Below are 14,252 nucleotides of genomic sequence, written 5' to 3'. Positions count from 1 at the left end.
ACTAGTTAAAAAAGATGAAAGCAGCACTTAAAACAGAGAACGGAGAATTTAATGTAGAAGAAGTGGATACCCCCGAAATACCGCATCCCGATTGGGTACTGGTACGCATTAAGGTTACCGGCATATGCGGAACCGACCTGCGTCATTGGAAAAAAGAGGAGCCGGAACTGGTGCACAAGGTAACGGGGCATGAACTGGCAGGCAAGGTGGTAGATGTAGGGCCGAAAGTGACCAACGTAAAACGCGGCGACCGGGTAGTAGTTGAAACCCTGCTTGGGGATGGCATTTGCGATTGGTGCCGGGTACAGCAGTATAATCTTTGCCCAAACCTTTACCCTGTTCGTATGGAAACAGTTTCGCGTTCATTTGCCGAATACCTGATAGCCCCGGCAGAAAAGCTGCATCTGCTGCCCGATCATGTATCATACCAGGAGGCGGCGCTGTTAGATACCTTTTCGGTTAGTTTGCATGCTATACAGTTAAGCGGTATAAAATTAAACGATACCGTAGCGGTGATTGGAGCTGGTCCTATAGGGCTGGCGCAGCTGCAGTTAGCCAAGCTGAGCGGTGCCGATGTAATCATTACGGATGTAGTAGATTCTTCGCTTAATATAGCACGTGAACTTGGAGCAGATTTGGTGATAAACAGTAAAAAAGAAGATGCTCTAAAAAAGGTTATGGAGTTTACCGATAGCAAGGGTGCAGATATAGCCTTTGAATGCGCCGGCGGAACTTCGATGCCTGAAACCCTGCCGCAGGCTATTTCATACACCCGTATAGGCGGCAAAGTGGTTATTGTGGGCGGTTTTGACACCGGGGAGATTGCCATACCGCTTGAATGGCAACATATACAAAAAGCAGAGATAAAAATCATTCCAAGTGCGAGCTATTCGTTTTGGGGTATTCATTCTGAAATGAAGATGTCACTTGACCTGGTAGCCAAAGGGAAGATGAATGCCAAAAAATTAATTACACATAGTTTTAAGCTGGATGAAATTAACAAAGCCTTTGAGACTGCACAGGATAAGGAGCGAACCGGGGCGGTATTTGTAGCACTTGAGGTATAGGATCAACATGGGCAATTCCTCATCGTTGTCTTCAAAATTTTTTTTAAACATTACTATGGTTAATATCGGTTACCAGGCCTCGCATGAGCAATTCTCGCCGTCTCAGTTGCTTGATTTTGTAAAACTGGCTGAACAAGCCGGATTCGATCTCATTAACTCCTCTGATCATTTTCATCCCTGGGGCGAAAACCAGGGACAAAGCGGGTTTTCATTCGCGTGGCTGGGCGCGGCAATGTATGCCACAGCGTTACCTTACAGTATGGTTTGTGCGCCCGGGCAACGGTATCACCCGGCAATTGTAGCACAAGCGGCCGGCACGCTTGCAGAACTTTATCCGGGTCGTTTTAAGATGGCGCTTGGCAGTGGCGAGGCACTTAATGAAAGTATTACCGGGGAGCGGTGGCCCGTCAAACAGCAACGGAACCAGCGTTTATTAGAAAGTGCGCAGGTAATACGCAAGCTGTTTGCAGGTGAAACGGTTAACCATAGTGGGTTGGTTACTGTAAGCAATGCCAAATTGTACACGCGCCCTCGTGTCGCTCCATTACTGTATTGCGCCGCGCTAACTCCCGAAACCGCGGCATGGGCAGGTACCTGGGCCGACGGTTTGCTAACAGCTCAGCAACCAATAACCCGGCTAAAAGAGATAATCAGCGCTTTTAATGATAATGGCGGCGCCGGCAAACCTCTTGCGTTAAAAGTGCAGTTATCGTATGCCGCAACTGAAGCGGAGGCTTTAGATGGCGCCTGGCATCAATGGAAGACTAATATCTTCGCCGGAACGGTATTAAGCGACTTGGCAACGCCGGCGCATTTCGATGCTATGTCAAAATTTGTAAAACCCGATGACATGCACGCCCATGTACATATTTCGGCAGACTTACACGTACACCTGAAATGGCTGTTGGAGTATAAGACGCTCGGCTTTAACGATATTATACTGCATAACGTTAACCGAAGCCAGGAAGCTTTTATCCGCGATTTCGGTGAGGTGGTTTTGCCGGCTTTTAAACAGGCTGGTGATAATAACGCTCATCAGCAACATGGCGCCCGAAAATAGTCGTCAGAATGCGCGTCGTACTTTGCGTATTTAAGAATAATCCTTGAATACTATCCTGCTTTAGGCATAGCTAATAATTGGTAAATACTCTGTACCAACTCAATGCCGTTAAACGGTTTCATGACGATAGCATCGCAGCCAAACCTTTCAGGCCTGTCCGTAAATTCAGATAATAGTACCACAGGATAACTGTTTGTAGAAGGATCACTTTTTAGTTGGTGGCATATGCCGCCGCCATTTTTCTCCGAAAGCAAAAAGTCAATTAAAATTACATCGGGCTTGTATGATCGCACAGTCTCAAAAAATGAATGATGGTCTGTTAACACATGCAACTCAAACTCAGAAAGCTGACTTTGCAGCGCGTGAACGGTTGACCGCTCAGTACTCAATATCAAAACTCTTTTCATACTTAAGGCGTGCATTGGTATAAAGGTAACATTTGTTTGTAGTTAAAGTTTTAATTAGAAGTAAAATAATTAATTAGAAAAACAATTTAATGGTAATTGTTATTTGCCTATTGTATGAAAACAATTTCTTATCCGGGGAAACCCTATCCACTAGGTGCAACATGGGATGGCGAAGGAGTAAACTTTACACTGTATGCCGATAATGCGTCTGGGGTGGAGTTATGCCTTTTTGATGATACCAACGCCACTACTGAGTCGCATAAAATAGTATTTACCGAACGCTCGCACCATATCTGGCACGCGTATCTGCCCGGAATAAAACCTGGTCAATTATACGGTTATCGTGTTCACGGCCCCTACGAGCCCGAAAATGGCCATCGTTTTAACCCTAATAAACTATTAATCGATCCTTATGCAAAGGCCATTGCAGGAACTATTGATTGGCACGACTCATTATTTGGGTACGAAATAGGGCATGAGGCTGAGGATTTAAGCTTTAGCGAAAGTGACAGCGCCCCATACATTCCGAAATCAGTTGTTATAGACAGCAATTTTGACTGGGGTGATGATCAGCCACCGCGCCGGCCCTACCACCAGTCGGTAATTTATGAGGCGCATGTACGGGGCTTAACCATGCAGCATCCCGAGATTCCGGACGACATCAGGGGAACATATTCTGCTATCGGTCACCCGGCAATTATTAAACATCTAACCGATCTGGGCATTACAGCAATAGAGTTAATGCCTGTACATCAATATGTTAACGACAGATATTTGGTTGAGAAAGGCCTATCAAACTATTGGGGTTATAACTCTATTGGTTTTTTTGCACCTGATGTGCGCTACTCCTCAAAAGGTGTAACTGGCGGCCAGGTAGCAGAGTTTAAAGAGATGGTTAAAGCCCTGCATAAAGCAGGTATAGAAGTGATACTGGATGTGGTTTATAATCACACTGGTGAAGGCAATCAAATGGGGCCGACATTGTCTTTTAAAGGAATTGATAACGCTTCATATTACCGCTTGGTTGAAGATGATAAGCGGTATTATATGGATTATACCGGTACGGGCAACACCCTTAATGCGATGCTGCCCAATGTGCTGCGATACATAATGGATAGCCTTAGGTACTGGATAATTGAAATGCACGTGGACGGCTTTAGATTTGATCTTGCTTCAACCCTGGCTCGCGAGTTACATGAAGTAAACCGCTTAAGTGCTTTTTTCGATATTATACACCAGGACCCCATTATATCGCAGGTTAAACTAATTGCTGAACCCTGGGATGTAGGCGAAGGTGGTTACCAGGTGGGTAAGTTTCCGCCGGGATGGGCCGAGTGGAATGGCAAGTACCGTGATAGCATACGCGACTACTGGCGTGGTGCCGACAGTATGCTGGGAGAGTTTGCACAACGGCTTACCGGCAGCCCTGATTTGTACCAGGACGATTATCGCAGGCCATCAGCAAGTATTAATTTTATAACAGCGCATGATGGCTTTACCCTGCATGACCTTGTATCATACAACGAAAAGCATAACGATGAAAATGGTGAGGACAATAACGATGGCGAAAGCCACAACCGATCGTGGAATTGCGGTGCCGAGGGGGACACAGACGACGAGGAGGTAATAAAGCTGCGCAAACAACAAAAACGCAACTTTTTTGCAACACTGTTTTTATCGCAGGGTGTCCCCATGATTGTATCAGGCGACGAAATGGGCCGTACACAACGTGGCAACAACAATGCTTACTGCCAGGATAACGAAATATCATGGTTAAACTGGGAAGATGCCGATAAAGAATTTTTAGAGTTTACCCAAAAACTGATAGCATTCAGAAGGGAGCACCCTGCATTTATGCGTCGCAGGTGGTTCCAGGGACAGCCCGTTACCGGGCGCGGTTTGGAGGATATTGGGTGGTTTTTACCTGATGGTACCGAAATGACCGAAGATAACTGGAGCCATGACTTTGCCAAATCCCTCGCTGTATTTTTGAATGGTAACGGTTTGCATGCTTTAGACCCTAAGGGAGAGCGCATAGTAGATGATCATTTTTACCTGATATTTAACGCATTTCATGAGGCTATTGACTATGTACTGCCGCCCAAAAAATATGGGGATAATTGGCTGAAGGTACTGGATACCAGCATGGACAAGGTTAGGCGAACCACCCATGAGGCGGAAGAAAAAATATCTGTGCAGGGGCGTTCTGTTATTTTATTACAACATCATGTAAAGCGGAATGAAAGACATTGATGTTAATAACAGAAGAATAGGTGTAAACTTTGAGTCGGGTAGTAATGCCCATGTACGGGTTTGGGCACCTTTTGCCCAAAAGGTAGAACTTTTACTGAGCAAGGAAGCTGCAAAGGTAACGTTAAAGCAGGCCGACTACGGCTATTGGGTTGCAGAAACAGACCGGTTAGGCGCTGGGGATAACTACAAGATATTACTGGACAACGAAACCGAAAGGCCCGATCCGGCATCGCTTTTTCAGCCCGAAGGTGTACACGGGTGTTCTGCCGCAATAAACCCGCGCGAATTTAAATGGACAGATGCGGCCTGGCAAAACCATCCGTTGGGTGATTACGTGTTTTATGAACTCCATACCGGCACCTTTACACCCGAAGGATCTTTCAAAGCTATAGTTGGAAAACTTGACTATCTGGCGGATTTAGGTATAACCGCTATTGAAATTATGCCCGTAGGCCAGTTTCCGGGCACAAGAAACTGGGGATACGATGGCGTATGCCCGTTTGCTGTACAAAACTCATACGGCGGGCCGTATGGATTGGCTGATTTAGTGGATGCCTGCCATGCCAGGGGTATCGCCGTAGTACTTGATGTGGTATATAACCACATGGGACCGGAAGGCAACTACTTTAACGACTTTGGTCCGTACTTTACCGAAAAATACAATACCCCCTGGGGTAATGCCATTAATTATGACGATGCATGGTGTGACGGCGTGCGGAGTTATTTTATTGAAAATGCGTTAATGTGGTTTAGAGACTTCCATATCGACGCGTTGCGGTTGGATGCAGTGCATGCTATAAAGGACTTTAGCCCCAAGCACATACTTAAAGAAATTAAAGAGTATGCCGATCAACTAATGGAGGTGACAGGCCGCACGCATTATTTGATTACGGAGCTTGATCTGAATGATCCGAAGTTTATTGAGCCGTTACAGCGCCAGGGCTATGGCATGGATGCGCAGTGGATAGATGAATTCCATCATGCCCTGCGGGTTACAGCAGGCGGCGAAAAAAGTGGCTATTATGCTGATTTTTCAGGCATTAACCATTTAGCAAAAGCGTATACAGATGCCTATGTATATGACGGCATTTATTCGCCGCACAGGCAAAAAAATTTTGGCGCAAAAACCAGCAACCCCGGCCATCAATTTGTGGTATTCTCACAAAATCACGACCAGGTAGGTAATCGTATGCTTGGTGAGCGTACAAGCCAGTTACATAGTTTTGAAATGCAGAAATTGCTGGCAGCTGCTGTAATAGTAAGCCCGTATCTGCCCATGTTGTTTATGGGGGAGGAGTGGGGTGAAACAAATCCTTTTCAGTACTTCATTAGTCACACAGACAAGGATTTAATTGAGGCCGTACGCGCGGGCCGAAAAAAAGAATTTGAAGCTTTCCATAATGAGGGAGAAACGCCCGATCCGCAAGCAGAAGTGACGTTTCAGCGTTCGAAGTTGCAATGGGATTTGCAGGAGCAATCTCATCATAAACAGCTTCTGAATTATTATAAAGCCCTTATAGGACTTAGAAAAGAGCACCCTGTGCTACAGCGCTCAGGCCGGGCGCAGTTGAGTGCAGATGTTGATGCCGATAAAAACGTTTTACTTATACACCGCTGGCATCATGATCAGCATATCCTTTGTGTGATGAACTTTTCAGGAGAAATTGCACACGTCGGTTTACCTGCGGAATATAGCTGGCGTATGTTGTTTGCCAGCGCTGATGCACGCTGGTGCGGTAATTTAGATATGTTGCACCCAGCACTAACAGTAACTAATGCTGCTGTGCCGGCTCAATCAATTATTATTTACCACAATGACCATGTTTAACCCAGTTAGCACCTACCGTATACAGTTTAATAAGGAGTTTAACTTCGAAAAATTCCAGGCGCTTATACCATATTACAAACGGCTAGGGATAAATACCATCTACGCTTCGCCGATATTTTCGGCAGTGCCCGGCAGCACTCACGGGTATGATGTCACAGATCCTCTCAGCATTAATCCCGAAATTGGTACAATTGAACAATTAAGGCAGATCAGCAGGACGTTGCGCGACGAAGGTATAGGGTGGGTTCAGGATATTGTGCCTAACCATATGGCTTTTCATCCCAACAATAAATGGCTTACTGATGTGCTGGAGAAAGGCTCGCTATCGCAGTACGCAACTTTTTATGATATGGCCGGTACAAGCGAGCTTTTTGCAGGACGTGTGATGGTGCCGTTTTTAGGCGACAGCCTGGAAGCAGGTATAAAAAACGGAGAGTTAAAAACAGTATATTATAATGGTGGATTGAGCTTGTCCTACTATGACACCGTGTATCCGCTCAAATTATCTTCATACAGCCGGGTGCTATCACTGTCAGCAGAGAATAATCAGGCAATAGCCCAACTGTCGCAGCAGCTAGGCGATATATTGTCAATCAGTGAACCCACAGCTTTTGCAAAGGCAACCGACGAGGTTAAGCTCCAACTGGCGTCATTATATAAAAATGAAGGGATAAAAACATTTATCGATAATAATCTTGATGTAATCAACAATGACAAGCAGCGCTTGCAGCAGCTTGTAGACGAGCAACATTACCGGTTATGCAGCTGGCAGGAAACTGACACCCAAATCAACTTCCGTCGCTTTTTTACAGTAAACGGATTGATATGCCTGAACATGCATATTCCGGAGGTCTTTAACCACTACCATAGGCTTATACATGAATTAGTCAGCGAGGGCGTTTTTCAGGGCTTGCGTGTAGACCATATTGATGGTTTATACGACCCGGTCGCGTACCTGCAAAATTTACGTAACCTGGTTGGCAAAAATGTTTATATCGTGGCTGAAAAAATACTGGAAGCCGGTGAGAAACTTCCTGCCGATTGGCCAATACAGGGTACGTCAGGGTATGACTACCTGGCCCTGGTAAATAACTTGTACACCAGTAAAAACAATGAAAAGCATTTTGACGGGCTTTACCAAAAACTAGCAGGCGTTCAGCCACCTGTTGGTCGGCAAATAACAGATAAAAAAGCTTATATTCTTAAACAGCACATGGGTGGCGAACTTAGCAACCTGGTAGAGTATTTGTACAAGTTGAACGTGGTTAATGCTGCAAAGCTTGATGCCATTGGTAAGGATACTATTGCGCAGGCTATAGCGGAATTTTTAATAGGGTGCCCCGTGTACAGGTATTATGGAAATGCTTTTCTGCTTGATGGTACAGAGGCAACAGAAATAAATAAAATTTTAGAGCGCATCACACCAAGTAAGCCCGAGTTAAGCGAGGCTACAGAGGTTTTACAAACCATCTTTACTGGCAACGAAGACGGCAATTATAACGAGCGGCTGAAGTTTTATCAGCGATGTATGCAGTTTACCGGCCCACTGATGGCCAAGGGCGTTGAAGATACTTTAATGTATACCTACAACCGTTTTACCGGTCATAACGAAGTAGGTGATTCGCCCGAAGCTTTCGGTATCACTCGTAAGCAATTTCATGAGTATATGAAAGCAAGGCAACAGGAGTGGCCGTTGGCGATGAGTGGTACTGCTACCCATGACACCAAGCGGGGAGAGGATGTCCGCGCCCGTTTAAACGTACTTACTAACCTGGCAGATGAGTGGGCAGCGTTAGTGAATCGTTGGAGTAAGCAAAATAAAGTACACAAATTAAATGGGGCGCCTGATAGCAATGACGAATACCTTATTTACCAGACCATCGCAGGATCATACCCCATGCCGGACGCAGACGCGGGAGATTATGAGCAGCGATTACACCAATACCTCGAAAAAGCTTTGCGCGAAGCTAAAGTGCATACACAATGGGCGGCACCCAATGACCAATATGAAACTGCTGCCAAGCAATTCGCATCAGGCTTGTTGGATAAAGAATCAGACTTTTGGCAAACGTTTGAACCATTTTATAAAAAAATGGCAGACTTAGGTATCATCAATTCGCTAGCGCAATTGGTGCTTAAATTTACAACTCCCGGCATTCCCGACGTGTACCAGGGCTGCGAACGCTGGGACCTTAGTTTAGTTGATCCTGATAACCGGCGACCGGTTGATTACACCCGTAATAACGAGATACTTAATGAACTTGAAAAAAATGCTGATCCGGTTAAGGCATTATGGGCCGATCGCTACAATGGGACAATCAAACTTTGGCTCGCCAAAAAGTTGTTTGAACTGCGTAAACAACATGCCGGACTGTTTGAAAAAGGCGACTATATTCCATTAAAGGTAAAAGGTAAACACAAGGAGCATGTTATGGCCTTTGCCCGCGCTTACCGGAATACGTACGTAGTAACTATCGTGCCTTTGCATGTAGCTGCGTTGATGAGTGATAACCTGCACCCGGATGAGATAGACTGGCATAATACACGTGTAATATTGCCGGATTATATGCAAGGAGAATATACCAACTTATTAACCGCTAAAAAACTTAGCGGTAATGAAATAATGCTTAAAAATGGTTTGGGGGCATTCCCGGTAGGTATAGTAAAAGGCGAGCGTCCGGCAAACAAACGGGGTTCAGGCATACTGATGCATATTACATCCTTGCCTGCTGCATTTGGCATCGGCGATATTGGCCCGCAAGCCAAAAAGTTTGTAGACTTTTTAGCAAGCGGTCATCAAAAATACTGGCAGATACTGCCCTTGAGCCCTACGGAACCGGCCGCCGGTAACTCACCGTACAGTTCATTTTCAAGCGTAGCGGGAAACAAATTGCTAATAAGTCCGCAAGTATTACTGGCCGAGGGGTTACTAAGCGAAAAGGATGTGGCTGATGCAACTTTGTCTATAACCAATGTGGTGGATTATGAAAAAGCGGCAGAAGTTCGTAAACCGCTATTTGAAAAGGCATGGCAAAATTTTAAGGCAAGTTTGGTTGAAAAGTCTGACAGCTCTTTCAAACACTATTGTAATGATGAAGGAGCCTGGCTGGACGATTTCGCATTATATACAGTGTTAAAATATCATCATGGAGGCAAACCATGGTATCAATGGCAGCAACACTACAAACTGCGCGATAAGGCAGCGTTAAATAGTTTCGCTGAGAAGCACGCCGACGAGATTTTAAAAGAGAAATGGCTGCAGTACACGTTTAAGCAACAGTGGTTGCAGTTAAAATTATACAGTAACTCAAAACAAGTAAGTATAATTGGCGATATGCCTTTTTATATCAGCTATGATTCGGCTGATGTATGGGCAAATGAGGGCCTGTTTGATTTAGATAATGAAGGTAATATGCGTGCTGTGGCGGGCGTCCCGCCGGACTATTTTAATGCCGACGGGCAACTATGGGGAATGCCGGTATTTAGGTGGGATAAGCTAAAGCAAACCGGTTACGCCTGGTGGATACAACGTATTAAAAAAAATCTTGAGTTATATGATTTATTGCGCTTGGATCATTTCAGGGCATTTTCGGCCTACTGGCAAGTGCCGGCAGACGAAGATACCGCCGTCAACGGATCATGGCAGCCCGGACCCGGAAAGGATTTTTTTTCTGCGGTTAAAAAAAAATTAAACGAACTGCCTTTTATAGCAGAAGATTTGGGTGACATAGATGAAGACGTTTACCAATTACGTGATGAGTTTGAACTGCCGGGCATGCGGGTACTGCAATTTGCTTTTGGCGATGACATAGCGAAGTCGCCATACATCCCGCATAATTACACCGAAAATACCGTTGCTTACACCGGCACGCATGATAATAATACCACAGTTGGCTGGTATGCGGATGTTATTGACAAAAAAACTTCCAAACGGATAAAGAAGTACTCTGGGCAGAAGGTAACGCCGAAAAATATACATGAAATATTACACCGTATGCTATTGGCTTCTGTGGCTAACACTGTGATAGTGCCGTTACAGGATGTGCTTGGATTGGATGACAAAGCACGTGTTAATATACCTGCATCAACTGAAAACAATTGGGTTTGGCGCCTGACTGATATTAGCGAGGCCGAATACTTTACCCGCCGGTTACGGGATATGACATTGTTGTATAACAGATTTTAAGTTTGCCGATATGGAAACCGTATATTTATTAGTGGGAGGCTATACCGGTGATGAACCGAGAGGTATTAAGCTTTATCATTTTGATGCCGGGACAGGGCACTTAGATTACTGTGGCCAGTCTGAAACCATTGAAAACCCGTCATACCTGTGCGTAGACAAAGATTACCGTTACGTTTATGCAGTGAGCGAGCGCGAAGAAGGGAGCGAGGCGTATGCTTTTTCATTTTCTGCCGAAACTGGTGCACTAACCCTAATCAATAAGCAGGATGTGGGTGGCCAGGCCGCTTGTTACATTGCGCTGAATGAGGCAGCTACCGACACTTTTATTGCTAACTATAAAAGCGGAAGCCTTTCCGTATTACCTGTAGATATACACGGTGGATTAACCCACGTTGTGCAGTTGATAGCGCACAAGGGCAGTAGTATTAATAAAGAGCGGCAAAGCGAACCTCATGTACATAATGTGTATCTGTCGCCTGACGAACAATACCTTTTATGTGCTGATTTAGGAACTGATAAAATATATAGCTATCGTTATAATAGCGCAGGGCACCCTAAATTAACACTCGCTTCAGAAATGAGTGTTGCGGCTGGAAGCGGTCCGCGGCACATAGCGTTTTCAGCCGATAATAGGTATGTTTATGTAGTTACCGAGCTATCGGGAGATGTGTTAGTGTTTGATTATAATGATGGCAGGTTAACGGCAGTGCAAAGCATTACCATGCTTGCCGACGGCTTTGACGGAGAAGTGAGCGGAGCAGATATCCAGGCGTCCCCTGATGGGCTGTTCCTTTATGCATCCAACCGGGGCGATGCTAATGAGATAGTAGTTTATTCTATAGCTCAACACACAGGGCGATTAACGTTCTTACAGCGTCGTGGTTGCATGGGCAAATCGCCGCGCAACCTGGTGATTGATAAAACCGGGAACTACGCGCTCGTGGCCAACGAGGAAAGTAACAATGTTTTCGTATTTAAGATAAACAAGTTAACGGGTGAGTTAAGCGAGGTGGTTTATTCTGTAGATGTAGAAAAACCCTCATGCCTTAAATTTGCTTATACTGTAAATTAATTGGTGACCTGGCCGGTAAAGGTACAGTGATTACTCTCTCTTTTTTACTTTCCATGCGCCAAAGTCTCTTATGTGGCTCAGTTCTTCTATAATTTCTTCAATCTCGTCTGATTCAAGTTCGTTTTGGCCGTCGGTAACGTAAGTGAACAAAGAATCAGGTTTTTCAAACGTTAGGTATCCGCAGTATTCAGGATCATCATTTTGCTGAAGATGTAAGGCGTTTTCTTTGGTAATTGCTGCGTGCACTTCATCATGATGATCATGAAGAAAAATGCTATAAGTATAAGTAAGAATGGCATGGCCGTTAAGGTGGGCAAGTGTATCCGGTATAATCATCAATTGCCGGCCGTTTAACAGGGTTATAAAAATTGGTTGCATACAATGTATTTACAAGCCTTAACAGCAAAATATATGCCTGTTAACCTTCCTTTTCGGTATTTATTTGCGAAATTAAATAGCCGGGCCGCGGCAGTAACTTATAAGCACCGTAAGGTGTCTCATAAAAAAATCTTTTTAATTCAATATTTTCTTTGTAATTATGTCTTCCAATTATCTACTTAAAATCCTATGTACGTTGCTGCGCAACATCAAATGTGGCCCGACAGTAAATTGTTGGAACTGCTTCGATTGGATGATCGGAACGCATTCGAGTTGCTTTATAACCGGTACTCAGCTAAAATATTCAAGGTAGCTAATACGTTATTCAGGGATAAAGATGTATGCGAAGATCTTGTTCAGGAATTATTTATTGATCTGTGGTTCAAGCGGCATCAGTTGCATATCGAAAACTTGCAGGCCTACCTTAAAGTAGCAATAAAAAATAGGGTATTGGTTTATGTACGTACTCAAAAGGCCACCATCGACGTATCTGTTATAGAAGATTTGATGGATAAGTACGCAACTGACAGCAAATTGATGCACGATGATATTGCAAAGCTGTTGGAAGAAAGTATCGCCGGCCTGCCCGAAAAATGCCGTCAGATATTTATTTTAAGTCGCAAGGAATACCTGTCTAATAAAGAAATAGCCGCCAGGCTGAATTTATCGGTTAAAACGGTAGAAAATCAAATTACCATCGCCCTGCGTTATTTGCGTACAGGACTTACCGATTACCTTCCTGTTGTTGCATTGGCAGCAGTGTTAAATAATTAATTATAAAAAAATTTATCATTTGTTTGGGGGGTGGGGTGTTTTATTGCATCCTTATACTGTAAACCAATGAGAAGATTCAATTTAAACAAGGGCGAAAAGGGGGATGACGCGCGCGATAATATGCGGTTGCAGGAAAAGCTTATTGAAAAATATTTTGAAAAGTTAGACCTGGACGAAGTACGTGCGGATGAAGAGAATGCAGGATTTGACAGCCGCAAAGTTTATGCGAATATCACAAACACAATTGATGAACCTACGGTTACAGTAAAGCCGTCATATTCTAGATGGCTGGTAGCCGCTTCCGTTATTGCTGTATTTGTGTTTTTATCGTGGTTTAACCGTAACAACATTTTAAATTATTTATCACCTATTAATATGCTTGAAGTTGCGGCCGCCAATGGCAACGTAACACACATTACATTAGGCGATGGTACTAAAATATGGCTTAACAGCGGCAGTAAACTAAAGTATCCCGAAAGATTTAGAGGGAGTTTGCGCGAGATAACTATTGAAGGAGAGGCTTTTTTCGACGTAGCGCATGATGCAGATCATCCGTTTATTGTACACACCGGCGATATATCTACCCATGTGTTAGGAACAAGCTTTAATGTACAGGCATATGCAGATGAGGATTTGCTTAAAGTAGACGTAGTAAGTGGTAAAGTGGGTGTAGTGCCCGCTAAAAGTGCCGCTTTGGAATTTGAAACGGTGTTTTTAACGCCTTCACAGGCAGTGGTGTATGATAAAAGGAAGCAAACCATCACCAGGAGTGCCAACATTGATATCAGCACAGTTAGCGCCTGGAAAGAGAATAGACTGGTATTTAAAAACGTCCCTTTAAATGACGTATTAAAAACCCTTTCGAGGAAATTTAATTATGAGATAGATGCTGATAATAATTTATCGCGATGCTTCATTTCGGCAGATTTCACAAATGTGCCGTTTAAGGATATTATGGCTGTTATGGCCAAACTTGTAAAAGGTAAGGCTGTAGTTAAGGGAAGCCGTTACCATTTACAGGGCAAAGGATGCTGAACATTTATTGATAAACAAATATAAAACTAACAGAACCAATTGTAACAAAAAAAATCGACCATGAGAATGACCTTTACTTAAACAAAAAACCCTGTCCAAAACGGATTTTGTACAGGGAAATCAAAAATGCTGGGTTAATCATTAAGTGTGTTTGTGTCGAGCTGGAATTCAAAACAAAACACTTTAGTTTCT

Annotated in this window: 10 protein-coding genes; 8 read left to right on the top strand and 2 right to left on the bottom strand. The window is 44.0% G+C overall.

Going from position 1 to position 14,252, the window contains the following annotated elements:
- The first annotated feature begins 14 nt into the window (after positions 1-14).
- Both DJ568_RS08995 and DJ568_RS08990 read left to right on the top strand, forming a co-directional pair.
- Positions 15-1,067, top strand: coding sequence for a zinc-dependent alcohol dehydrogenase (locus DJ568_RS08995; protein ID WP_114004929.1), 1,053 nt, complete (start codon positions 15-17; stop codon positions 1,065-1,067).
- A gap of 55 nt (positions 1,068-1,122) precedes the next feature.
- The gene (locus DJ568_RS08990) at positions 1,123-2,127 is read left to right on the top strand and encodes a TIGR03885 family FMN-dependent LLM class oxidoreductase (protein WP_114005021.1); all 1,005 of its coding nucleotides are present in this window, start codon (positions 1,123-1,125) and stop codon (positions 2,125-2,127) included.
- A gap of 50 nt (positions 2,128-2,177) precedes the next feature.
- Here the strand turns inward: DJ568_RS08990 and DJ568_RS08985 are convergent, their stop codons facing one another.
- On the bottom strand, positions 2,178-2,534 hold the full coding sequence (locus tag DJ568_RS08985; RefSeq protein ID WP_158534901.1) for a response regulator: 357 nt from the start codon (positions 2,532-2,534) through the stop codon (positions 2,178-2,180).
- Positions 2,535-2,648: 114 nt separating this feature from the next.
- Between DJ568_RS08985 and glgX the strand changes: the two genes are divergently transcribed.
- Genes glgX through DJ568_RS08965 form a run of 4 tightly spaced genes read left to right on the top strand, consistent with a single transcriptional unit; the run spans position 2,649 to position 11,873 of the window.
- A complete protein-coding gene (gene glgX / locus DJ568_RS08980; protein WP_114004927.1) occupies positions 2,649-4,787 on the top strand; it encodes a glycogen debranching protein GlgX in 2,139 nt (712 codons plus the stop codon).
- A complete protein-coding gene (gene treZ, locus DJ568_RS08975) occupies positions 4,774-6,615 on the top strand; it encodes a malto-oligosyltrehalose trehalohydrolase (RefSeq protein ID WP_114004926.1) in 1,842 nt (613 codons plus the stop codon). Before glgX ends, treZ begins: the two co-directional genes overlap by 14 nt.
- Positions 6,608-10,801, top strand: a complete 4,194-nt coding sequence (treY, locus tag DJ568_RS08970) for a malto-oligosyltrehalose synthase (protein WP_114005020.1) — start codon at positions 6,608-6,610, stop codon at positions 10,799-10,801. The genes treZ and treY overlap by 8 nt, the downstream gene beginning before the upstream one ends.
- Before the next feature lie 10 nt (positions 10,802-10,811).
- On the top strand, positions 10,812-11,873 hold the full coding sequence (locus tag DJ568_RS08965; protein WP_114004925.1) for a lactonase family protein: 1,062 nt from the start codon (positions 10,812-10,814) through the stop codon (positions 11,871-11,873).
- Between the two features lie 30 nt (positions 11,874-11,903).
- On the opposite strand, the gene DJ568_RS08960 is transcribed toward DJ568_RS08965, so the two are convergent.
- Positions 11,904-12,251: a hypothetical protein gene (locus DJ568_RS08960; RefSeq protein ID WP_114004924.1), complete on the bottom strand. Its 348-nt coding sequence runs from the start codon at positions 12,249-12,251 to the stop codon at positions 11,904-11,906.
- Between the two features lie 189 nt (positions 12,252-12,440).
- On the opposite strand from DJ568_RS08960, the gene DJ568_RS08955 reads away from it, so the two are divergent.
- Together DJ568_RS08955 and DJ568_RS08950 are read left to right on the top strand one after the other, a co-directional pair.
- Positions 12,441-13,025, top strand: coding sequence for an RNA polymerase sigma-70 factor (locus tag DJ568_RS08955; protein ID WP_114004923.1), 585 nt, complete (start codon positions 12,441-12,443; stop codon positions 13,023-13,025).
- Between the two features lie 66 nt (positions 13,026-13,091).
- The gene (locus DJ568_RS08950) at positions 13,092-14,060 is read left to right on the top strand and encodes a FecR family protein (RefSeq protein WP_114004922.1); all 969 of its coding nucleotides are present in this window, start codon (positions 13,092-13,094) and stop codon (positions 14,058-14,060) included.
- The last annotated feature ends 192 nt before the right edge of the window (positions 14,061-14,252 follow it).

It is taken from the genome of Mucilaginibacter hurinus, assembly GCF_003324525.1.
GTDB lineage: Bacteria > Bacteroidota > Bacteroidia > Sphingobacteriales > Sphingobacteriaceae > Mucilaginibacter > Mucilaginibacter hurinus.
The sequence above is the reverse complement of the archived record's forward strand: the minus strand, read 5'-3'. Positions and strand labels throughout refer to the sequence as shown.